This is a genomic window from Actinoallomurus purpureus, assembly GCF_024055795.1.
Classification (GTDB): Bacteria; Actinomycetota; Actinomycetes; order Streptosporangiales; family Streptosporangiaceae; genus Actinoallomurus; species Actinoallomurus purpureus.
In genome coordinates, this window is sequence record NZ_JAMXMY010000004.1 from 37,016 (window position 1) to 58,456 (window position 21,441).

Annotated in this window: 13 protein-coding genes and 1 tRNA gene; 5 read left to right on the top strand and 9 right to left on the bottom strand. The window is 67.9% G+C overall.

Annotated elements, in window-relative coordinates; translation table 11 throughout:
* Nucleotides 1-2,637 carry a type I DNA topoisomerase gene (gene topA, locus NE236_RS10000; RefSeq protein ID WP_252841600.1) on the bottom strand — a complete coding sequence of 879 codons (2,637 nt, stop codon included), beginning with the start codon at nucleotides 2,635-2,637 and terminating at the stop codon, nucleotides 1-3.
* A 147-nt stretch (nucleotides 2,638-2,784) separates the two neighbouring features.
* On the opposite strand from topA, the gene NE236_RS10005 reads away from it, so the two are divergent.
* Entirely contained in the window at nucleotides 2,785-2,970 is a 186-nt protein-coding gene (locus NE236_RS10005) for a DUF5703 family protein (RefSeq protein ID WP_252841601.1), read from the top strand.
* Nucleotides 2,971-3,246: 276 nt separating this feature from the next.
* Here the strand turns inward: NE236_RS10005 and NE236_RS10010 are convergent, their stop codons facing one another.
* From NE236_RS10010 to NE236_RS10020, 3 genes are all read right to left on the bottom strand, one after another.
* On the bottom strand, nucleotides 3,247-4,992 hold the full coding sequence (locus tag NE236_RS10010) for a chaplin family protein (RefSeq protein ID WP_252841602.1): 1,746 nt from the start codon (nucleotides 4,990-4,992) through the stop codon (nucleotides 3,247-3,249).
* 138 nt (nucleotides 4,993-5,130) lie between these two features.
* Nucleotides 5,131-5,922: a hypothetical protein gene (locus NE236_RS10015; RefSeq protein WP_252841603.1), complete on the bottom strand. Its 792-nt coding sequence runs from the start codon at nucleotides 5,920-5,922 to the stop codon at nucleotides 5,131-5,133.
* A gap of 109 nt (nucleotides 5,923-6,031) precedes the next feature.
* Nucleotides 6,032-7,339: a M20/M25/M40 family metallo-hydrolase gene (locus NE236_RS10020; protein ID WP_252841604.1), complete on the bottom strand. Its 1,308-nt coding sequence runs from the start codon at nucleotides 7,337-7,339 to the stop codon at nucleotides 6,032-6,034.
* A gap of 228 nt (nucleotides 7,340-7,567) precedes the next feature.
* On the opposite strand from NE236_RS10020, the gene NE236_RS10025 reads away from it, so the two are divergent.
* Nucleotides 7,568-7,653 (top strand) — tRNA-Leu (locus tag NE236_RS10025).
* A gap of 363 nt (nucleotides 7,654-8,016) precedes the next feature.
* Here the strand turns inward: NE236_RS10025 and NE236_RS10030 are convergent.
* The 5 genes from NE236_RS10030 to NE236_RS10050 form a co-directional block, all read right to left on the bottom strand.
* Entirely contained in the window at nucleotides 8,017-8,169 is a 153-nt protein-coding gene (locus NE236_RS10030) for a hypothetical protein (protein WP_252841605.1), read from the bottom strand.
* Nucleotides 8,166-10,031 carry a substrate-binding domain-containing protein gene (locus NE236_RS10035; protein WP_252841606.1) on the bottom strand — a complete coding sequence of 622 codons (1,866 nt, stop codon included), beginning with the start codon at nucleotides 10,029-10,031 and terminating at the stop codon, nucleotides 8,166-8,168. The genes NE236_RS10030 and NE236_RS10035 overlap by 4 nt, the downstream gene beginning before the upstream one ends.
* A gap of 193 nt (nucleotides 10,032-10,224) precedes the next feature.
* Nucleotides 10,225-11,478, bottom strand: coding sequence for an RNA polymerase sigma factor (locus NE236_RS10040; protein WP_252841607.1), 1,254 nt, complete (start codon nucleotides 11,476-11,478; stop codon nucleotides 10,225-10,227).
* 150 nt (nucleotides 11,479-11,628) lie between these two features.
* Nucleotides 11,629-16,491 carry a hypothetical protein gene (locus tag NE236_RS10045; RefSeq protein ID WP_252841608.1) on the bottom strand — a complete coding sequence of 1,621 codons (4,863 nt, stop codon included), beginning with the start codon at nucleotides 16,489-16,491 and terminating at the stop codon, nucleotides 11,629-11,631.
* 209 nt (nucleotides 16,492-16,700) lie between these two features.
* Nucleotides 16,701-17,189, bottom strand: a complete 489-nt coding sequence (locus tag NE236_RS10050) for a cupin domain-containing protein (RefSeq protein ID WP_252841609.1) — start codon at nucleotides 17,187-17,189, stop codon at nucleotides 16,701-16,703.
* Between the two features lie 578 nt (nucleotides 17,190-17,767).
* On the opposite strand from NE236_RS10050, the gene NE236_RS44380 reads away from it, so the two are divergent.
* From NE236_RS44380 to NE236_RS10060, 3 genes are all read left to right on the top strand, one after another.
* Nucleotides 17,768-18,592 (top strand): RICIN domain-containing protein, encoded by an 825-nt coding sequence (locus tag NE236_RS44380; RefSeq protein ID WP_252841610.1) that lies wholly within the window; start codon nucleotides 17,768-17,770, stop codon nucleotides 18,590-18,592.
* A gap of 12 nt (nucleotides 18,593-18,604) precedes the next feature.
* The gene (locus NE236_RS45015; protein ID WP_372494296.1) at nucleotides 18,605-18,778 is read left to right on the top strand and encodes an ATP-binding protein; all 174 of its coding nucleotides are present in this window, start codon (nucleotides 18,605-18,607) and stop codon (nucleotides 18,776-18,778) included.
* A 66-nt stretch (nucleotides 18,779-18,844) separates the two neighbouring features.
* Complete coding sequence (locus tag NE236_RS10060; RefSeq protein ID WP_252841611.1) at nucleotides 18,845-21,433, top strand: hypothetical protein; 2,589 nt, start codon at nucleotides 18,845-18,847, stop codon at nucleotides 21,431-21,433.
* The last annotated feature ends 8 nt before the right edge of the window (nucleotides 21,434-21,441 follow it).

The following is a 21,441-nucleotide window of genomic DNA, read 5'->3' on the forward strand; positions in this document are numbered from 1 at the left end:
TCAAGAACGAGACTTCGCCGTACGCCGCCGGGCCGGCTTCTTCCCGCCGCCCGCCGCCACCTTTTCACGGCGCTCGGCGAGGAGCTCAAGCGCCCGCTCCATGGTGATCGACTCGACCTCGTCGTCCTTCCGCAGGCTGGCGTTGGTCTCGCCGTCGGTGACGTACGGGCCGAAACGCCCCTCCTTGATGACGATCTTCGCGCCGCCGGCCGGGTCCTCCCCCAGCTCGCGCAGCGGCGGCGCCGCGGCGGCCCGGCCGCGCCCGCGCTGCTTGGGCTGGGCGAAGATCTCCTTGGCCTCCTCGAGCGTGGCCGTGAACAGCTGGTCCTCGCTCTGCAGGGACCGGCTGTCCGTGCCCTTCTTCAGGTACGGGCCGAACCGGCCGTTCTGCGCGGTGACCGGCTCGCCGTCGATCTCCCCGAGCGTGCGGGGCAGCGACAGGAGCTTCAGGGCGTCCTCAAGTGTCACGGTGTCCAGCGACATCGACGCGAACAGCGACGCCGTGCGCGGCTTCGCGCTCTTCGGAGCGTCGTCCGGCAGGATCTCCGTGACGTACGGGCCGAACCGGCCCTTCTTGGCCACGATCGGGTGCCCGCTGCCTGAGTCGACGCCCAGCTCGCGGTCGCCGTTCGGCTGCGCGAGCAGCTCCTCGGCCTTCTCTCTGGTCAGCTCGTCCGGCACGGTGTCGTCGGGGATCGTGACCCGCTCGCCGTCGCGGTCGAGGTACGGCCCGTACCGCCCGACCCGGACCACGATGTCGCTGCCCAGGATCGGCAACGAGCTGATCTCCTTGGCGTCGATCTCGCCGAGGTCGCTGACCAGTTCCTTCAGCCCCTCGTCGCCGTTCTCACCGAAGTAGAAGCGCTGCAGGTAACCCACCCGCTCGGCCTCGCCGCGCGCGATGTCGTCGAGACCCTCCTCCATGCGCGCGGTGAAGTCGTAGTCGACGAGGTTGCCGAAGTGCTTCTCCAGCAGGTTGACCACGGCGAACGCCAGGAACGACGGCACCAGCGCGGTGCCCTTCTTGAACACGTAGCCGCGGTCGAGGATCGTTCCGATCGTGCTCGCGTACGTGGACGGCCGGCCGATCTCCCGGTCCTCCAGCTCCTTGACCAGGCTGGCCTCGGTGTAGCGGGCGGGCGGGCGGGTCGAGTGGCCCTCGGCGCCCAGCTCGGTCGCGGTGAGCGGGTCGTCCTCCGCCAGCTGCGGCAGGCGGCGCTCCTGGTCGTCGCGGTCCGACGACGGGTCGTCCGCGCCCTCGACGTACGCCTTGAGGAAGCCGTAGAAGGTGATGATCTTTCCGGAGGCGCCGAACTCGGCCCGCTCGCCCGTCGTGGACTCGCCGCCGACCCGGACCGACACCGACTGGCCGGTGGCGTCCTTCATCTGGCTGGCCACGGTGCGCTTCCAGATCAGCTCGTACAGCTTGAACTGGTCGCCGGACAGGCCGGTCTCGCCCGGGGTGCGGAAGGTGTCGCCGGCCGGCCGGATCGCCTCGTGCGCCTCCTGGGCGTTCTTCACCTTGCTCTGGTAGGTGCGCGGCTTGTCCGGGAGGTAGTCGGCGCCGTACAGCGCCTTCGCCTGGTTGCGCGCGGCCTTGATCGCGGTCTCCGACAGCGTGATGCTGTCGGTTCGCATGTAGGTGATGAAGCCGTTCTCGTACAGCTTCTGCGCGACCTGCATCGTGGACTTCGCCGAGAAGCCCAGCTTGCGGCTGGCCTCCTGCTGCAGCGTCGTCGTACGGAACGGGGCGTACGGGCTGCGGCGGTACGGCTTGCGCTCCACCGAGGACACGGAGTACGGCCGGTCGCGCAGGCGCTCGGCCAGGCCCCGCGCGGCGGCCTCGTCCAGGTGGAGGACGTCCTGGGTCTTCAGCGTGCCCTGGGCGGTGAAGTCGCGGCCCTGGGCGACGCGCTTGCCGTCGAGGGAGACGAGAGTGGTGTTAAAGGAAGACGGCTCTTCCGGCTTGCCGGTGTCGAACGTCGCCGACAGGTCCCAGTAGTGCGCCGGGACGAACGCGATGCGCTCGCGCTCCCGCTCGACCACCAGACGGGTCTCGACGCTCTGCACCCGGCCCGCCGACAGCTTCGGCATGACCTTCTTCCACAGCACCGGGCTGACCTCGTAGCCGTACAGGCGGTCGAGGATGCGCCGGGTCTCCTGCGCGTCGACGAGCTTGAGGTTCAGGTCGCGAGGGCTCTGCGCGGCGGCGCGGATGGCGTCCTTGGTGATCTCGTTGAAGACCATGCGGTGCACGGGCACCTTCGGCTTCAGGACCTCGCGCAGGTGCCAGGCGATCGCCTCGCCCTCGCGGTCCTCATCCGTCGCGAGAAACAGCTCGTCGGCGTCCTGAAGAAGCTTCTTGAGCTTGGCGACCTGCTGTTTCTTGTCGGCGTTCACGATGTACAGCGGCTCGAAGTCGTGCTCGACGTTCACCCCGAGCCGGGCCCAGGATTCGCCCTTGTACTTCACCGGAATATCGGCCGCTTTCTCCGGCAGATCACGGATGTGGCCGATACTGGACTCCACGACGTAGCCACGGCCGAGATACCCCGCGATCGTCTTGGCCTTCGCGGGCGACTCGACGATCACCAGGCGGTTGCGGCTGGACCTCGTTGTGCCGTTGCTGTCGGGCACGGTGCTTGAACCTCACAAATCTCGACTACGGCGGGAGTCATCAAGTGCCACCCCGAAGCCGGTCAACGTCCGATGCGGTAGACCGATTCCGCGGAAGAGGATCACACGCTCCCCGTGAGGACCCCTAGACGGAGCAGAATAAGGCCAATGCTGGAGTACTCCTACCTAGTACTGCATCTGCCGCGCGGCACGACACGGGATGCCGCGAGGCAAGTCATGGTCGAGCACGCAGAGCGTGGTGGGTGGGAACTCGTCCGCGTGCGGGTGTACCCGGACGGACGCCGACGAATCCAGCTACGCCGCAAGGTCATCCGCGCCACGCGCACCTTGTAGGGGCCGCCAGTTCTCGGCCTCTTCGACGCTACAGCAATGTGCCCCGCACGTGAGCGCAGGGCACAGCTTGGCGCGAACTTTCCCATTTATAGGGCTTTGCCTGGCCCGAAACCCCGTGTCCCGGGCCAGGCAAAGCCGGCAGGCTCACGCCGCGACGGCCGCCTCAGCGGCCCCGCGACAAGCCGTCAGCGGTCTCGCGACAAGCCATCAGCCATTCCGTGACGAACCGTCAGCGGAGGACCCACGACGAACCGTCAGCGGACCCGTGACGAACCGTCAGCGGTCGCGGAGGCGGCGGACCATGGAGACGGCACCGGAGGACGCGGCGAGCAGTCCCGCCAGCGCCAGGGCGGCCAGCGCTCCGTGCTCCGCCTGGGCCGGCTCCTGGGCCGCGACCGTCCGCATCGGCGGGATGCGCTTCGGCGGCCCGCCCACCGGCGGAAGGCCGAACCTGGCCGGGACGGGCAGCGCCGCCCCCGCCTGCGGGACCGGCCGGGTGACCGGAACGCGCGGCAGGTCGGGAAGCGCCCGCGCGCCCGGAACCGTCCCGGCGACGCCGGAGTCGCCCCCGATGGGGGAACCGGCCGTGGAGGTCCCGGAGGCGGTCCGAGTGGTGCCGGAAGCGGGCTGAGCGGCGTCCGCCGGGCCGCCGAACCGGACCGGCCTGGGCAGCTCCGGCAACGCGCCCGGAAGGTCGTCGGCGAGGTCGGCCAGACGGCCGCCCACCGGGAGGGACGCGGTCCGCTGGGTCTGGGCCTGGGTCTGGGTCTGGGGCGCCGGGACGGCGACGGGCGGCCTCGGCACGTCGGGCACCGCCGGCGTCACGGGCACGCTCACGCGCCGGAGCGGCTGGAACCGCAGCCGGGGGAAGACGGGCATGGCCGCCGGGTTCGCCGTCACCGCTCCCGTACGCGACGACGTGCCCGGCAGCTGCGGGAGCTCGCTCAGCGGCGCCCGCGCCGCCGTGACGTGGTGCGCGGAGGCGCAGTGGTCGTCACCGCCGCCGCAGCCGGCGAACGCGTGGCCGATGACGGCGGCGGCGTTGCCGCAGACGTTGACCGGCGCGGTCACGGGAACGGTCGCCTGGTTGCCGCCCCCGACGCTGTGCCGCCCGTTGGTCCGGCCGCCCGTGCCGGAGCCGCCGCGCACCGGGGGGATCACGCCCGAGCACCCGGCGGCCGCGTCGCCGAGGATCGCAGCGGCGTTGCCGCAGACGTTCACGGGCGCGGTCACGGGGACCTGCACCTGGTTGCCGCCAAGGACGCTGTGCCGCCCGTTGGTACGGCCGCCGCCGGTGCTCCCGGGGCCGGTGACCGCCGCGCCGCCCTCGCACCCGGCGATCGCGTTGCCGACGGCGTTGCCGCAGACGTTGACGGGGGCCTTGATCGGGACGTTGACCTGGTTGCCACCGCCGATGCTGTGCCGCCCGGAGGTCGAGCCTCCGCCGCCGTCGCCACCGCGCTTGACCGTGGCGCCGCCCTCGCACCCGGCGGCGGCCCTGCCGAGCACGGCGGCGGAGTTACCGCAGATGTTCACCGGCGCGCTGATCGGGACGTTGACCTGGTTGCCGCCGAGCACCGATCCGCCACCGGTCGTGCGCCCGCCGTTGCCGCCGTTGCCGCCGCTGTGGCCGCCGGAGACGGAGGCGCCGCCCTCGCAGCCGGCCGCGGAGCGGCCCACGACGGCGACGGCGTTGCCGCAGACGTTGACGGGCGCGCTGATGGGGGCGTCGACCTGGTTGCCGCCGCCGACGCTGTGCCGCCCGGACGTCGACTGCCCGCCGCCGGTGCCGCCACGGCGCACGGACGCGCCGCCGGTCGACCCGGCGATCGAGTGCCCGATGACCGCGACGGCGTTGCCGCTGACGTCGACCGGCGCCGAAACGGGCGCCTTGACCTGGTTTCCGCCGAGCACGCTGCCCGCGCCGTCGGTGACGTCGGCGAGGGCCGGACCGGCACCGAGCGCGACGAAGCTCGCGGTGAGTAGGGTGGCACGCGCGGTGCTCTTCGCCCATGTAGGCATGGATGAAGCTCCTTTGATTCAGGGTGGGGAGAACGTCTCTCAGGGTTCGGAGAACGTCTCTCGGGGGGATCCACGGCGTGGCCGCACGAATGCGGGCACGCCTCGACCCGGCGGGGGGCCGGGCCGGTGATGGGGGAACTAGTCAGGCGAAAAGGAAGGCTCGTCCGCCGCGGTGCGGACGGCCGGAGGGACCGTCCGCACGATGAGAGCGGACGCGCGCGAGCGGCCTGAGGCCGCCCCGAACCCGGGGGCGCGCCAGAGCCCCGTCTGGATGACGCCGTCGCCGACGGACGGGGGAAGCGCCTGCGCCCGGTGCGGCAGCTGTTGCGGCATCCGTGGCATGGCCGGCGCGGGGACCCGGGAACGGGTCGCGTGATCGGCGGAGGCCTTCTCGGACGCCCCCGTTGCGGCGAACGGGCCGGTGCTCGTCACCGGCCCGCGACCGGCCGCGGCGCGATGGCCATGGCCGTGGCCGGGGTGCCGCGGTGCCCGAGAAGGATCCGCCGTGACCTCCGAGGTGCCGGGCCGTACGGCTCCGGCCACTCCGCCCGCCGCCCGTGACGGCGCGGCGGGGATCAACGGCAGGCGAGAGTGCCGGAGGACCGCCCCGGGAACGTGCACGGCCGGTGCGGCGGCGTGCAACGGCGGCATGTCACGCGTGATCGCGATGACATGCCGACCCGTGTGCGCGACGGCGCTGGGAAGGCGTGCTCCCGGAACGGTGTCGGCGTGTGCCTGCCCGGCGGCTCCGAGCAGCCAACCGGCGACCGCGATGCCCGCCATGGCGAGCAGGCGCCGCGTGACCGGCAGCGCGAGGAGACCGAGCAGGCGCCGGGTGCCAAATCGCTTGCGGAGACACGGTCGCGTGAGGAGACCCGGGCAGCGCACGACGACGGAGGCGCACCTCCGTGACCGCGACCACCTGGACACCACACGCCCTCCTTGGCATCGACCCACCGCGTGGAACGCAAAGGCGTTCCGTACGGTGAGTCACGCTATCACCACGGAGAGCATTGAATCGACAATTGCCGAGAGGTTTTCAGGCGTGATCAAGAAAATGGTCGAGAACGCGCACGCCGAAGCGAAGACCGTCGACGGGAACGCGTTCGTCGATGCCGTGGAACATTCCGGAAAAATCCATATCCTTCGGCAATTTCAGCGGCGCGAAGCCGAAGCAGCGAATGCCCAGCGTGGCGAACGACTTCGCGTCCGTCCCACCGGACAGGCAGTACGGCACCGGCCGCGCCTGCGGGTCGTGCGCCTTCAGCGCCGAGGCCATCGCCGCCACCAGCGGCCCGTCGAACTCCGTCTCGACCGCGATGTCGTGGTGGACGAACTCCCGCCGTACGTGCTCGCCGAGCAGTTCGTCGACGGTCGCGAAGAACTCCTCCTCATGGCCCGGCAGGAATCGGCCGTCGACCTGAGCGGTGGCGGTTTGTGGAATTACATTCGCTTTGTAGCCTGCATCCAGAACGGTCGGATTCAGGGTATTTCTGACTGTCGCGCCGATCATTCGGGACAGCGGCCCGAGCTCCCTCACCATCTTGTCGATGTCGCCCGCGTCGAACTCCACACCCGTCGCGTCGCAGACCTCTTCCAGGAAGGCGCGCACCGTCTTCGTCAGCCGTACCGGGAACTCGTGCTCACCCAGCCGCGCGACCGCCCCCGCCAGCGCCGTCACCGCGTTGTCCGGGTGGACCATCGACCCGTGCCCCGCCGTACCCTCGGCGATCAGCCGCATCCAGGCCAGGCCCTTCTCGGCCGTCTCGATCAGGTAGAGACGCTCGTCGTTCGGCAGCGTCAGGCTGAAACCGCCGACCTCCCCGATCGCCTCCGTGCAGCCCTCGAACAGCTCCGGATGGTTGTCGACCAGCCAGTGCGCGCCCCACTTGCCCCCCGCCTCCTCGTCCGCGAGGAAGGCCAGCACCACGTCGCGCTCCGGCCGGCGCCCCTGGCGCAGCCGCTCCCGGACCGTCGCGAGGACCATCGCGTCCATGTCCTTCATGTCGACCGCGCCGCGCCCCCACACGCAGCCGTCGGCGATCTCCCCGCCGAACGGATCGCGGGTCCAGTCCTCCTTACGCGCCGGGACGACGTCCAGATGCCCGTGGATCAACAGCGCGTCCCGCTGGGGATCGGTCCCCTCGATCCGTACGACCACACTCGACCGCTTCGCGTGCGACTCGTAGATCTTCGGCTCGAGGCCGACCTCCGCGAGCTTCTCCGCCACGTACTCCGCGGCCGCCCGCTCCCCTGGCCCGCTGTGGTCACCCGGATTGGAGGTGTCGATGCGGATCAGGTCGCTGCACAGCTGGACGACCTCGTCCTCCGCCGAAGGGTCGCTCACATTGCCTCCTCGCACACACGGCGCCGAACCGGAGGACCCGCCCACCGCGTCGGCGCGGCCCGTCACCGGCATCCGGCTCGTTTCGCCCAGGTTGTTCCGGCAGGACCATCCTCCCGCAGCCACGCCTCCACCCCGCCACCCGCCACCCGACCGAAACCGACTTCGCGGCATCACCAGGGATTTGCTATCGTGTGGCAGCCGACGCGGGAAGCCGCGGAGGCACACCACGTCCGGGTGGCGGAATAGGCAGACGCGCTAGCTTGAGGTGCTAGTGCCCTTTACGGGGCATGGGGGTTCAAGTCCCCCCTCGGACACTTCGGTCCTGGGGTCAGTGTGGTCGGAAGCGGAGCTTCCTTCCCGCTGGCCCTTCGTCATTCCGCCCGGGGGGCGACCCCCGGACCCCCCAGGCAGGGGGCTCCGCCCCCCGCGCCCCCACGCCGCCTCCCTCCACGCACGGGCGACCCCCGGACCCCCCAGGCAGGGGGCTCCGCCCCCCGCACCCCCGCGCCCGGCGATGCCGCCGCCGCGGCACGATTCCTCGACGTTCTCAACATCGTTTGACGCCGTTCCACAGTTCCCGCGCCCGGCCGGGCGCGGGGACTGCCACCTGCCGGCCCTACTAGCCCGCCCGAACCGATCATTCGGGTGCCGAGCGGGGGTAGTTCACCGTAGCGAGATCAACGTGCTCCCACACCGATGTCGGGCGCGACCATGATCCATCCATCGTCCGTCATGGTCAGTTCCTTAAAACCGAACCGTTGCCAGGCGCTCTTGATCTTCTTTGCGATCTGACCGCCGTTATCAGCCGTCCGTGCCGCGGAGAGCGTCACTTACTTATTCGTTCCGCGATGATGTTCAGCAGAATCCGCTGGACGTCCTGGGGTTTAAGGGCGTGGTAGGCGGCACCGTTGGTCGTAGCGGCGATCTTTTGCAGGGTCGCCATGTCGACACCGGGGCCGAAGCCGATGGAGATGACCGGGACCGGTCTGGCCGGGTCGTCCTCCCGCTCGAGGGTGTTGAGCAGCCCAGTGAGGGTGATGCCGTCGTGGTCGTCGTTCCTGCCGTCCGTCAAGAGCAGGACGTTGTTGTAGTACCCCGGCTTGAAGGTGCTCCGGAGCGACCGGACCGCGGCGAGCACTGAGTCGTACAGTCCGGTGTCGCCATCCGGCTTGGGCCGTGCCTGGTCCAGGGCGAGGGTGATGGCCTGGCGGCGGCTGGTCGATCCGACCCGGGCCGGCAATGGCCCGATCGGTACTTGCACGCGATAGGCCCGCTTCCCGTCCAGGTTCGTGGCGAAGGTCCACAGACCCACATCGGTGTCGTCGGGTAGCGTCGCGAGCGCGCCCTGCCCGATCTTGACGGTCGCCTGCATACGGGTCACGTTCCCGGCGACCGGTTGCAGCATCGATCCGGACACGTCGAGCAGGGCCAGTACGCGCGTGCGCAGCGACAACTGGTTCCACTTCGCGATAGCGTCGGTCACCACGGTGGCTGAAGATCGCGGGAACGCGCGGGGAATCCGCGGGCTCAGCCCGCTGACGGCGGTGAAGCCGTCACCGGCATGCCCATCGGGATCGCGAAAGCCCAGCGCCTGAACGGCGGTCCGGGCCGGTGCGCTGCGCATGGCCTGTTCCAGGAAGCGGGCGGCCCGGCTCCTCGCGCCGTCCTCGGTGGTCGGTACGAACGGGTAGTCCAGGCTTATCTCGCCCTCGCTCGGGTAAAGCGCCTCGACCTGAACGGGCGGAGCCGTGCGACCATACGCCCAAAGAGACTGTTCGGGGACGATCAGCACAGGGTCCTTGCCCTTCGTGCCGCGTCCTAGTGCGGCGAGCAGCGACTCCGGAGTCGGGGAGACGGTGCTGCGCAGGTTCTGGGCGAGCTGGGTGAACGCCGACGCCGCGTCCGGTGCGCGCTGAAGCGACATCTGCGCCATGACGAGCGCGGCCATGCCGGCGGACTGGCCGACCGGGTCGAGGATCCGCAGGTTGACTCCCTTGATCCCGCCGGCGTCGGCCTTCGCGGTACCGGTGGGCTCTACCGATGCTCTCAGCAGCGCTTCCCAGGTCGGCTTGATGTCCTCGCGGCTGAGCCAGGCGGCGAACGAGCGCGTCGTCCCGGCGACGACCGGAGTATGGGCCACCGAAACCGGTGTCCCGTCGGCCGCGATCCGCACGCCTGCCGTACCGCGCACCAGCGCCAGCCAGAGGGAAGAGTCGGGAATCCACACGTCGGGGATGGTCTCTCCCGGCATCGACCCCCGGCCGGACAGCACCAGCGCCGTGCCGGCCGGATCGGCCGCCCTCACTTTGGCCTGTACACACCGGCCGTCGACCATGTGCCGCTGCCGGGCGAAGACCGTCGCGACGTCCTGAACCGCCGGAGCCAGCTCGGGCGCCACGGCGACGTCGAGCACGAGACGATCACCGCACCCGCGCTGGCCCGCCAGCGCATATGTCCCCGCTCCCACCAGAACGACCAGCACGCCGACGACAGCACCCAGACTGATCAACCACGCACGGCGCCCCGATGCGGCCCGCTGGCTACGCCTCCTACCCTTACGACGCCGTTCACTCACTTTTGCCCCCGATTGCCCCTTTTGCGCTGTTTTGGAGCGAAACTCTAACGCGCTTAAATCAACACGGAGACAACCATTCGATGAAGAAAAGCCGCGACTTACGGCCGACCTTGTCATTCAAGAGATTGGCACGGCTTTTCTAGCCGAACGTGGCCACCCTCGAAAGACTTCCGGACCAATGAAGCACGAGTCGATCATCCAGCCACTGCAGGAATTTACTTTTCAGTATTTGGTCACTGCGCTGGACGGGGTACCTTAGCGGCTTTCCACTGATAGGGCCGTGGTTTGCCGGAGCTTGCGGTCGGCGCTGTCATCGCCGGTGGCTCGGGGTGGGTGTCTGGGATCCGGAGTTCTTGCCAGTGGGGGTAGGGCTCGGGGTAGGTGGCGGAGGAGTCGGCGTCTTCGAGTGGTGGGCCGGCGGGTTCGGGAGAACCGGCGGGGACGGAGGGAACGGCGAGTCCGGGAAAAGCGCTGACGGGCTCGGCTGGGGCCCGGTCGAGGCGTCGGGTGGAAACGAAGGGCCCGGATCCGTCGACGGCACGGCGGCCGGTGGCTCGGACGGCGGCATTCGAGGTGGTGGGGTGGCCCGGACCGAGGGCTCGGCGGTGCGCTTCCGCTCATGGGAGAGGCCCGTTCCTTTGTCGCCGGACGAGCCCTCCGAGGAATGGTCCGACCGCACGGCCATGACGCCCATTGCCACGAGCACCAGGGCCGCCAGAGCCGCGGCCTGGAGCAGGCCCTCGATACGGCGGCCGCGGAACTCTTTCCGTCGCTCGGCGCGGCCGGCACGAGAGGCCGGCGTCTCATCGCTCTCCTCCAGTTCCGCGCTGGTGGCCGCGTCGTCCTCCGGCATCGGCGTGGCGTCCGGGTCCGGCGAGGCCTTCGGGAAAGCGTGAGCCGGCTCGTCGGCGGTCTCGGACGGTGGGTCCGGCACGACCGGCATCCCGTCGGCGTCGAAGATCAGTGTCTCATCGGGCGTGCCCTCCACCGCCGCACACGCGGCGAGCACCCGCTCCGACTGGTCCTCCGACGGCTCGCACCGTCGTCTTATCAGCCGGCGCAGCGTGTCCTCGTCGAATGAGGTGAGCACGACCGGGTCATGCGCCTCCTGGCCGTGGCCCGCGGAGAGGGCGCGCTCCAGTCTCCGCCGCGAGCCCTGGACGAGAGCGGCGGCCGTGTCCGGTGCCATGTTCAGGATCCAGGCGATCTCCTCCGGCACCAAGGAGATGGCCAGGGCGAGGACATCGCGGTCCTCGGGCTCCAGGCCGGCCAGCGCCCGCCACATCGGATCCGACATGAGCGTGGTCGCGGGCTTGCGAACGAAGGCCCCGTGCCGCACGCATTCGGCGCGGGCCAGCGCGTGCAGCCACACCGGCAGCGTGTCCTCGTCCGCCGGCACCGAATCCGGGTTACGCGCTACTGCGACGAAGGCGTCGCGCACGGCCTCCGCTGCTCTGTCACCGAGCATGACGTGGCAGTAGATCTGCAAAGATCCGGCGTGCTCGTCATAGAGCGCGGCGTAAGCCCCCGGGGCCCCTGCCCGCAGATCCTCGGTAAGAGACACCGGTTCCTCCACCGCCGTATCACTGGGCTCGGGGCCCGCTGCTAGCCGACGACGAGCCCCACACCCCAGCCCATGGGCCTTTGGCCTCTGCCTTCGCGCCCGCCCGACTGGACCTCCCTATCCTCTCGGGCCATCGGATGGGCCTGGTCGTCACAGCGGCAGGCGCTGATAGACGACGGCGACGGATACGCAGGCCATGTTGCCGTCTTCGTCCTCCAGGCAGAACGTGGCGTTGCGCCAGGGGCTGCCGACTTCCCGGGCTTCGGGTTCGACAAGTTCGAAACCGTCCCTGCTCCATTTGTTGTTGTTGGAGATCTGCGGTTGGTCGGCGTCGAGGGGCAGCTTCGGTAGCCCGAGAAGGCCGACCGGCGCGATGTCGTGCGACACGGACCGACTCGGGACGAGCGCTGCCCAGTGGGGATTGTCCACGCTGCCGGTGGGAGCGAGGGTGATCGACCGACCGCCTCCGTCTGCACGGATCTCACCCTCACGCTCGACGATGCTCAACTCGACACCGAGGTATGGGGCGATCAGGTGCCGGGCGATCCCGTCGGTGTTTCGGGCCACGGGGTCGGTGAGGGCACTGATGATCTCTTCGTCGCTCTGGTCGATCTGCCCTCGGGCGTCCCTGCCCAGTACGTCCGGCCGTTCCCGTAGCGACCTGGCCAGTCCTTCGCGCAGCTGGGACGGGGTGTCGACGAAGGTGCCGCGGTCGAGGAGGACACCGCCGCCCATTGCCGCCAGGACCGCACTGTAGATGGAGTCGGCCCCCGCCTCGGTGGGCTGGACCTCCAGTTCTCTCGTGCCGGCGATGTTCTGCTGATGGCCACTGAGCGTAGCCGGCTGACCTGTCGATGGCCCGGCGGTGATCCGGATCGTCTTGTCCGCGTCGATGCGGGGCAACGTCTTGCCCGCCTCGCCCACGAGCGCCGACCAGAGCGGCGTTGTCGCGCTGCGGGGATTGGTGCGGGCCAGAACGAGATCGCCCGCCTGACTGGCGCCCGCGGGCTCGTACGCGAGGACACTCCCATCGTGCTCGAGGATCGTCAGTCTGACACCGGCGGCTTCGGCCAGCAGGGGCGGTGCCAGCAACCGGACCGCCTCTTCCCAATGCCCTGGCTGAGCGATGGCCCTTTCGATGTACTGGGCCGCCATTCCGGTCTCGAAATGCTCGACCATCCGGCGGTGCACGGCCGCGCTGTCAAACTCCGCCGCGGCGCGCAGGAACTCCTCAAGGACGCGTTCTCCACCGGCGAACCCGTACCCGGCCGGGACCAATGGCCACTTGCTCAGCTCAGCGGCATTCGTGCCGATCCATTCGGCCAGCTCCGTACGCAGGACCGCCGGATCGGTGATCACCTTGCCGCCGACGGTGAGCCGTCCACCGGCCGCCTTGATCGTCGCCTCGAAGAAGGCGTTGTCTCCCTGCTGGGGTTCGTCGAACTGCCGCTCGTGAACCAGCGCCCATTCGCGCTGCCTTTCGCTCGTCCATGGCCCATCGGCGGCCGATGCCTGATGGAACGACCCGGGCGCGAAGATGTCGTCGCTGTCCCAGCCGACGGCCGAGACGAACGGCCCGACCAGCTCGTTGACAGGCATCACGTGCCCGTCCTCGCCGACGACCACTGCCAACCCGGCCGAGCTCATGGACTCGCTCGCCCGCGGTGAGGGCGCCATCACGCTGCCCGCAGGGTTCGCCGGGCTGAACTCCACCAGCCGCCGCCCACTGGTGGTGTCCGCCACGACCCACGTACGCCCGCCGCTGACGAACAGTGCGGTGCTGCCCGCCGGGATCGCGCCGATCAGTTCCCGAAGCGAGCGAGCGACCACCCACTGGTCGGCTCGTATCCCTGCCCAGTCCTCGCCCGTGGCGGCCGCGTCCCCGGTTCGGCCGGCCGTCGGCGCCGGGCGGATCCCGCCCCGCTCCTCGAAGAGCCGTGAAATCAGCCGGACCGCGGACCCCAGGTTCAAACCGGCCGCGACCGCGTCACCGCGACCTCGCGCGGCGCTCACATCATCGGCGGGGCGCAGTCTGTCTACCGCGCTTTCGAGGTCGGCGACCTCCAAGGAAACGCCCGACGAGGGCGCCGACGAGCCGGCCCCGTTGGCCAGCCAGCTATTGCGGGCGTCCTGCAACGACTTCAGAACAGAGTCGGCCGAATCGACCGACCCTGCCTTCGCCTGTGCGGCTCTCTGCGCATCAGCCGCCAGGCCAAGGCCGACCAGTACCGGATCGGACCGGTTGGGAGCGCTGAGCGGCGAACCCACCGCGAACCGGCGCTCCACCCACGGCAACGCCGCCCATCGCCGGACCCCATCCTTCGTGTCGTGCAGGTGGGCGACATACAGCGGCCTGCCATTTCCGTACCGACTGACCTCACCAGTGGTCTCGATCACCCGTACGGCCGAGCCAAGCCGGTTCATGAAGTACGGCGCTATTTGCTCGGCGAGCTCGGGCCAGCTGCCCGGATCGGCGATGGACGCCTTGATGTCATCCAGCGCCTGGCCGCTCTCGATCCGCTCACTGATGCGCGCGTCCAACGCGTGGACATCGTTTTCGGCACCCGCCTGCGGTCCTGATTGTTCGCGCTGTTTGTACAACTCGGCGTAGATCGTGTAGACGACCAGCCAGCCGTCCGGGTTTCCGTTCTTCTCCTGATCAATCCGCTCCACGAGACGGCCTCGCAGCTCCGTCACCTTCTCGACGGGCACCTGCCCGGCGCCGAACTCGCCCGTGGCCGCCAGCACGGCATTGAAGAAGGCGTCGGCGCCCTTGTGGACCTCGACGACCTGCCGGTCATGACGCAACGCCGATCGCCATTGCGCTGCGGTCATCCCCTCCGGTTCCCGGCCTGTCGGCATCACCGGCCCGCTCGTGGCGGGCCCGTAAACCGGAACGTACGTACTACTCCGCCCTCCCGCGACGTCGGCCGGGCTGGTAACGGCACCCCGCACGTGCGGTGCCCGGACCGGTGCCAGCCCCGTCCAGGAACGCGCCCCGTCACCAGTAAGGCGTGCCACGGTGAGCCCAGGCTCTTCACCCGGGGACAGCGGCTGAGCGTCCGTCTCCAGGACACGTGCCTCGAAGTAACGCTGCCCGAGAAGCCGCAACAGCCCATCGGTCAGACCATGGTCGCGCCCCCCGGAGAGCTGAGCGATGATCTCCTGCCATGCCTCGCCGTTGTACACCCTCCGGCCAGCGTCCGTTTTGGCGATCTCCTGCCATCGCGGCGCAGCGGCGTCCTGGTCACTGCCGTCGTCTCGCACCGTCGCCCGAACGTACTCCGCCTCGAAGTTGGCCCAGAAGACGCTCGAGTCCGGGTCGTCGAGTGACGTGTCCATCCGCATACGGCTTGTCAGTGCGGTCCGCAACGCCTGTCCGTCACCGAAGCTTTCGCCGAGCCCGGCACCGCGGCCGGCCGCCGCCAACGCGTCGAAGAAATCACTGCCGCCATGGTCCCCGACGAACGCCATCCCGTGGTCGGCGGCCCATTTCACCTGTCCGCCGGACAACCCGCCCAGCGCCTGGCCATCCGCCCTCGACGGCACGCCGACCCATCGCTGCGTTCCGTCCGGACCCACACTCTGGGCGACCACCAACGCAGGACCGGATCCGTAGGAGCTCATCCGCCCGTCGGCGTGCAGCACCAGCAGACTCGTTCCGGAGTACTCGCTGAGCATCACAGGGGCGAGCGCACTCTCCAGCGCGTCCCAGTGGCCCTGCGATTGGAAGCTGGCCACCATCTGTCCCCACGCCACGCCGGTGTCGATCTGCTCCTCGATCAGCGTCGCGACCTCATTGTCGAGGTTTTCGGCCTGCCCTGCGCTCGCCACCATCTCGCTGGCAGCCTGGCGGAACGCATCCTTCGCCAGCTGCCAGCTTTGCCCGTCCAGCTGCTTAGCGCCCATACCCTGGGCCACGAACTGGCGGAGTTCTCCGGCATCGCTGATGACCCGGCGGCCACCGGAGGTGTCGTCAACGGGGAGACGGCCATCGGACGCGGCCAGAAACGCCTCGTACAGCGACGTGGTCTCTGTCGTGCCCGGCTCCGAGTCCCACGAATGCACCAACCGCGCGTGCCCCCAGCCGATACCCGCAGGCAGGCCACCCAGGCTGAACTCTGACCGGCCGCCGACAGGATCCGAGGGGGTGGTGACGGTCTCTTCATGGGTCGGGTGCGCGACCTGCGGCTCAGAAGCGACCGGAGCCGGCTCTTCATGGGTCGGGTGCGCGACCGGCGGTTCAGAAGCGACCGGAGCCGGCCGGTCGGTGACCGCGGACGATGCCGCTGGGGGACTGTCGAGGAACGCAGCTGGGACAGCATCGCCCCGGCCACGCCTAGAGCGCTGAGATACGGAACTGCCGGCCGTCGTCGCCTGCGGTGAGCCCGCTCTGCGGGGCACCGAGATCGCGCCCTCCTGCAGACCAGACGCCTCCGCCGGAGCCGGGCCGGCCGCGCTGGATGTGTCACGATTTGTAGCCGACGACGTCCGCCGCGCGCCCATGGATGAAGACTCCGGCGCGTCCGTGTCACGATCTGCAGCCGACGACGCCTGCCGCGCGCCCATGGATGAAGACTCCGGTGCGCCACCGTCAAGGCCCCCGCCCCGTGGCAGACCGGCACCCAAGCGCCTGGCGGTGCGGTCGGCACGCACTTCACCATAGTCGTTTAGGTCCATAGCGACGACCGCGGTCACGCGGTAGGTTTCAGACCGATTGCTCGCCGACAAGGCGAACCCGTCGGCGGCCATGTCCACAGGGAACCTGATTCCCTGCTGCATCATCCTTTCCCTGGCCTCATTGAACCAGTACGTCGCGATGGACGGATCGACGCGCATCCACTCCTCGAAGTTCTCCAGCGCTCCACGATCCACATCAGTCCACACGCCGGCCTTTGGCTCGGCCGGTGCCGAAGCGCCGGATGCGCCTCGGCCGCGGGTGGCGGCCGTGGGCGGCCGGAGCGTGGCCGGCACGACCTGGCCGCCTACTATTTGGGCCTCGGCCACGGTCATCGAGAGGCATGCCACATCGCTATAACTCGACTTGTGCCACGCGATTGACATGCTGCCCCATCCCGCTTCCGTATCCACGATACACGTCAGAGGCGAGTCTAACGAAAGGCGCCAGTAAATGCGATTGCGTCACCACAGGGCTTCTGGCGCGACAATTCTTTAAGCTGGCACCAGGGTTCTATCAATTACGTCATCCCGGCCTTCTCCGCTTATTTCGCGGCGCGCATCCGACGCCAGGGAAGTCCCTCGTCGCCCGACAGGCCGTTGGTCTGGAAGCGTGCGTTGAGTTCCTCGAGCTGTTCGCGTGTGGCATCCGGGCCGAGCCGCCCCATCTCCAGGAACATCTCCTCGTTGCCCGCCGGGGAGGACACAAAGAGCATGAGGCCGCCGGTCCGTGTCGTGAAAGTGTGCTGACTGCCCTTCGGCACCACGACGGTCGTTCCCGCGCCGCCGGAGAATATGGCGTCACCTACCCGGAAGTCGTACTCGCCGTCCAGCACATAGGCGATCTTCATAAAGCCGTGGTGCGCGTGCGGCGGGTTCTCCTCGATCACATCGTGGGCGAAGACGAACGCGCCGAGCGCCTGGTCGACCTCGGCCCCCCTCACCAGTACCTCCAGCCAGTGCGGTCCGCCGAGATCAACCCGCTTTCCCTCGCCGGGTCGCACCGCCCAGCCGTCCTCGCCCCACGTACCCATAATCCACCCTTTTATAGCCAGGAGGCGCCGCCCACCTGGGCAAACGAGACGCTGGGCGCGAAAGCTACCACATTGCCCGGTTCAGCTGGCCAAACCCCCGCGACGCCGAGTCTGTGGCACGAGGGCGCGGATGACCGCACCGGGTAAGCGCATATTTCACCGCGGCTGAGAGGACATGAACGCAGACAAAATCCGGTGGCGCTCAGGTTCCTTGATATGGCACCCACGTTCTTTCATTCAACGGGTCAGATCATGAGAAGGTCGACAGTAGGACCGTGGACGGATTCCGGCATTGACGGATCCTATATCCTCATGCCATTCCTACGCCGCTCACTCTGTCGCCACGCGAGCGACATGAGAAAACCAGCTACCCTCATTCAGGCACTTCTTGGAGGAATCATCAAGCGCGATCAGGAAGGCGGAAAACTCGACCAGGTCCCGTACAACCAGTTCTCCTCCGTGAAGTACATGTCCTGCACCTGACCTGACGTCACCCCGCATCACATCCGCTCGACCGTTGCCGCGGGCGGGTAGCCGATACAGCGTCCGCGTACGTACCCACCTTGAGGGAACCCAGCGTGTCCGAACCAACATCTGAACAGCCAGAGGAGCCGAAAGGCCGCGATCTGACACGCGCCTTCCGTGCGGTCGTACGGCCACCTGGCGAGAAGAAGAGCCTGTCCAGCTATCTCGTGACGATCGGCATGACGGTCGTGCTGGCCGGTGCCGTGGCACTGGGCGTGGGCGCCATCGTCTTCCGCCCGCATGCCAAGGCGAAGCCGGTGGCCGCCGCGGACAAGCAGCGATCCAAATCGTTGCGTCCGTCCGGCTCGCCGCGCATCTTGTACCAGCGCCCCCCAGCGGCCCCCGGCGCCAACCAACCCCCGGCCGCCGCGCCCCTCGGGAAAAACCCCAATGGAGCCAAGGGCGACCGCGCCCACGGCGGAGATCCTGCCGTGGCAAACGCGAGTTCCGGGTCGGGTGGCGGACCGGCGCAGAGGCAGGCGAATGTGATGGCCACGGTCGCCACTCACTCGATCGTCGGCTACGCCTCGCACCGTTGTATGGATGTCTCCGGCGGGCACGCCGTGAACGGCACCCGTGTGCAGATCTGGAACTGCCGTAGCGATCTGAGGCAGCAGCAGTGGTCGTTCGTGAACGGCACGCTCCGATCGATGGGGATGTGCATGACCGCGGCCCGCTCGTCCGCCGGGACGCCTCTGCAGGTCCAGTCGTGTAACGGCAGCTCCGCGCAGTTGTTCAGGCTCACCAACGCCAACGACATCGTGCACAGCGGCACCAACCTATGCGTCGACGTCAAGAACAAGTGGACGGGTGCCGGCGCCCCTCTGCAGATCTGGACGTGCAACGGGCACCCGAATCAGAAGTGGCGACTGGCCTGACGCCAAGAAGAAGTGGTCCCTTCCTCCCGGAGGAAGGGACCATTTTTTTGCCGTCCAGCATCCGCAGAGCCAGCGCGGTCTCGCCTCCCCATCGTCCGCGAACTCGCCGGGGCCCACGGCGGCACCGTGACGGCCACCTCCGAACCCGGCCGGGGCTCCACCTTCATCCTGAGCCTGCCGGCCTGAAACCCGTGCCTGGCACGTGCTCGGAGATGGCGCGCTCATTCTCGCGCCGAGGAGCCCGTCCGCGGGATGGTTGATGTATTTCTTCACGTCTGGACGGGTGAGTGTCCGTTCGATGGCTCAACAGGATTTCGAGAGGCTATGTCGGTTCAGGATGGCGCGCAGGTAAAGGCCGAAGAGGCGATGTGGCTTACGTCGCGACACAGCGGGGAGGCGCCCGGGGCCGCGTGTGTACAGGCAAGCGCGGGAACCCTGAGCGACGGGGTCTTCACGCTGGACAGACCCCGCCCGCGAGGGCAGAGCGGACAGCCCCGCAGCGCTTCCACCGCCTCGCCCGCCCCGGCAAGCCTGGCCAAGGCCGACCAAGAAGCGCTGGCAGCGTTCGTGACATGGGCAGGGAAGCGCACCGCCGACGATCCAGCTCAGAAACCTGTCGGCGAAGCGATCAAAATACTGGACGGGGTCGGACTCCCCCCTGGCCTCAACTCGCCCAGGGACTGGACACTCGAATCCTGGAAGAAAGCGCCCCACGCCTGGCAGGCGGTAGCGGTCATCGCTGAGCACCTACGTAACGGCGGCAATAGAGAAGAGGCAAGGACGATCGCCTCACGGCTGAGCGTCGGCCACCCTAAAAGAGGGATCCTGCGTGGAGGTGCATCGCCAGGCGGATCTTTGCCACAGGCGAACGACGCCAGCACCAGCCAATTGAATGCCCCGGAATACGTGCTTCGGCAGGGAGAGATGAGTCGGAGGCGGAGGCGGCCGAACCCAAACGCCCCCAGCCCCGCGACCATCCAGGAAGACGAAGCAAGCTCGGCAAGGCCGACCCCGCCCGCCGTCCCGGAATCAGCGCAAGCCAGCGGAAGGCGAGCTGGGAACACAACAGACGTTGGTCCCACCTCGTCCGTTGAACCAGGGCATCCCACCGCATTCCGGTACTCTCCAGGACGACGCCGGGGAAGAAATTTTTTCGGATCCACTACAACAAACTATGAGCTGGAGGTAGCAAAAGGAAAAGGCTGGTGGAACGATGATAAATTCAACAAGCTACTCGAGGAACTAGGGGACATCTCGGCCGATGAGTTGGTAGGGTATTCTCTGCGATTCGATCGGATTCCCGACAATATCACCACGCTGGCCGCAGAATGGAAGCTGAACGCGACGTTCCTTTATCGACTCAGCGCGACACTCAAGGTTGCTCCCGAGCATTTCAGCGCGGTAAGAACGTTCCTGGGGTCAACGTATCACGCTTACTCTCAAGCAGAGTCAGCCAGTGCGCGATCCCAAATCGCGGAAACAGTCGCGAGTACGATTTCCGGTGCCCTCCGGGACCAGGCCTCCAATATCCTTGGAGGATCCGACTCGGGCTCGTATTCAGTCCGGCACCTAATGCTGATTGCCCACCATGCCAAGATCGACATCAACATCGCCACCGATAGCGATCGGCGCGACCAATGGCACTTGACGGTGAACGCAAGTAACTTGATGCGTTTTATCGGAGAGTATGTCGCGAATGACCCTTCCGACAATCCTTCCGTCTCAAATCTTACCACGATGCGTCCGGAAGAAATCGAGACGGCCGCCAACGCTTGGCGTAATAGAATTGCGACGAATGCGGCGAATGAACTACTGGACGCCGCATTTGGCAGCATTGCTCCCCGCCAGCCGATATCGGCTTCAGCGGTCAAGCGCGTCGCCGAGACCATACTAACGAATGGTGAAGTTTATGGTGAAACCTCAGCTATACAGAAGGGCAGAGAGAGGGCCGAACGTGAGGCTAGGAAGGCCGAACGTGAGGCTAAGAAAAAACGGAATGAGGCGAAGACGGTTTGGCGGGAAATTGTAGCGACTAGCCTACTGGAGAATTTGCGAGACCAGCGCCAAGGAGGCGCTAGGCCCAACGACGCCAACATTCCCCGAGACATGGTAAAAAGTCTCGCCAAGGTAATGTGGATGCCCGAGCATCTCGCTGCCATAGAGAGAGAGTCGGATCCCGTCAAGGCTGTTATCTCGTCGCCAGACCTAAACATGGTCTTGGCTACTGCCGAATCTCTCGTCGATCAACTGCTTCCGCAAGGTCGTGGATCTCAGCCGGGCCCCACCCAACACCGTGCCGCCCATCCCCACCCCCGGCAAACACGAGAACCCGCCGGTTCGCAACCGAGAACGGCGCCCGACACGAAAGAACCGGTGGATAGAGCTTGGCTGGAATATAACGTGGAACTACTATTGGAGCATTTGCGAGACGAGCGCAAAAGAGATGCTGGACTCGGTGACGCCCAGATCACCCGTGAGATGGTAGCCCGCCTCAACGAGGTAGTGCAGGGGCCCGAATACTTCCCCCTTCTACGGGACAAGGCGAGTATCGTCGAGGCCGTCACCGCGCCCGACGCGTCGGATGAGCTACAGTTCGTCTCCGCTATTGCCAAATCTCTCGTCGATGAGCTGTTTCCGCAGGGTCGTGGATCTCGATCGCGCCCGCTGCCGACACCACCAGGGCAGGCGACAGCTTCACGGCCGCTGCCGACACCACCAGCGCCGGCGACACATTCGGCGAACGTGGAGCTCGGCAATGACGGCCTCCTGTATACAAAGTCGAGCGTCAGCCTCAGCGACCATTGCGTCAGCGTTGCCGTGATCCAGCGGTGGCCCAGGTGAGCGGCGGC